The sequence below is a fragment of the Microcystis sp. LE19-41.2A genome (assembly GCF_027530405.1).
Classification (GTDB): Bacteria; Cyanobacteriota; Cyanobacteriia; order Cyanobacteriales; family Microcystaceae; genus Microcystis; species Microcystis aeruginosa.
In genome coordinates this window covers 1-1033 of record NZ_JAPZQJ010000350.1, presented here as the reverse complement: position 1 = coordinate 1033, position 1033 = coordinate 1, and the positions used below count along the sequence as shown (strand labels likewise).

Below are 1033 nucleotides of genomic sequence, written 5' to 3'. Positions count from 1 at the left end.
CCCTTACACAGAAAGACATTGCTTCGATTTTGGCCAATTGTTTTCTATCTAGAACGAGCTAATCAATTGAGTCTCTTGCCCTATAAGGATTTAGTCGATTTATGCCCCCTGATCGAATCATACCAAGTAACGAAGAACCATTATTGCCGACCAATAAAAAAACAATTTTGAGGCAGAATGATAAAGTAGCTCATGTGATCAGAGCGATCGCCGCTTGTGTTCAAGGTTCTGGTATGTCCAACTGACGAAAAATTCTCACAGCCATCCCTCGACAATTTCTCGATGTCGAGGGATGGCTGTACGCCGACCATTGGGTGGATTTTCCCAGATGGAATGTTCACTTCCTTCTCGTACCAATTGACAACCCTGTTGACTGAGATAACGCAACAAATCTCGACGCTTCATGAGGCGATCGAAGTCGGTACAATTTGGACATGGGTTGATGCAGAAAAGATTAGATAAATTGGTTCTTCTAAATCCGCTTCTGGGTCTGTTAACAACGCATTAGGCAAGGGTAAAGATTCCCCCCTAGATATATTAACTTCTGCCATGTCCACCAGCGCACTGGCTAAGGAACGGCGTACTGTTGCTAGATCATTTCCCCAGGAAATCACGCCAGGGAAATCCAAGACTTCTCCATGGACTCCTTGTTCCAGAAATTTATACATTGCTTTGTAGGTAAGCGTCCAATTTATGCTCCTTTCTTTCAGCGAATTTTTTGATTAATCGTAAAATGTAGGGTGCGTTAGGCGGCTACCAATTCGGTCAAAAAACCAAAATTAACACGCCGCCGTAACGCACCGATCGTATCATTAATTGTACCTAATCTAAAACAGGCTTCTAGCCTGTTCCACGGGAAGATGGCCTCGGGGGGATATTGGTTGATAGATAAGGTCTGCTGAAAAAGTTTGTTGGTGGGGGCAGGGTGTGGGGTGTGGGGTGTGGGGTGTAGGGTTTTACCGATTTTGAGGTAGTCAGTTACCTAATTTTCAGGGAAAAAGTACCTGAATTTTACCCCCGATCCCTCCAATGG

2 protein-coding genes are annotated in these 1033 nt (G+C 44.4%); both read right to left on the bottom strand.

From position 1 onward, the window contains the following. Positions 1-255: 255 nt before the first annotated feature. On the bottom strand, positions 256-405 hold the full coding sequence (locus O9290_RS14310; protein ID WP_288057510.1) for a type II toxin-antitoxin system HicA family toxin: 150 nt from the start codon (positions 403-405) through the stop codon (positions 256-258). Continuing rightward, positions 402-668 (bottom strand): type II toxin-antitoxin system HicB family antitoxin, encoded by a 267-nt coding sequence (locus tag O9290_RS14305; protein WP_004159412.1) that lies wholly within the window; start codon positions 666-668, stop codon positions 402-404. The genes O9290_RS14310 and O9290_RS14305 overlap by 4 nt, the downstream gene beginning before the upstream one ends. Positions 669-1033 lie beyond the last annotated feature (365 nt).

What these genes read in the sequence shown, in the direction of transcription:
- O9290_RS14310 (WP_288057510.1), bottom strand. Translation starts at nt 405, where the DNA reads ATGAAGCGTCGAGATTTGTTGCGTTATCTCAGTCAACAGGGTTGTCAA.
- O9290_RS14305 (WP_004159412.1), bottom strand. Translation starts at nt 668, where the DNA reads ATGTATAAATTTCTGGAACAAGGAGTCCATGGAGAAGTCTTGGATTTC.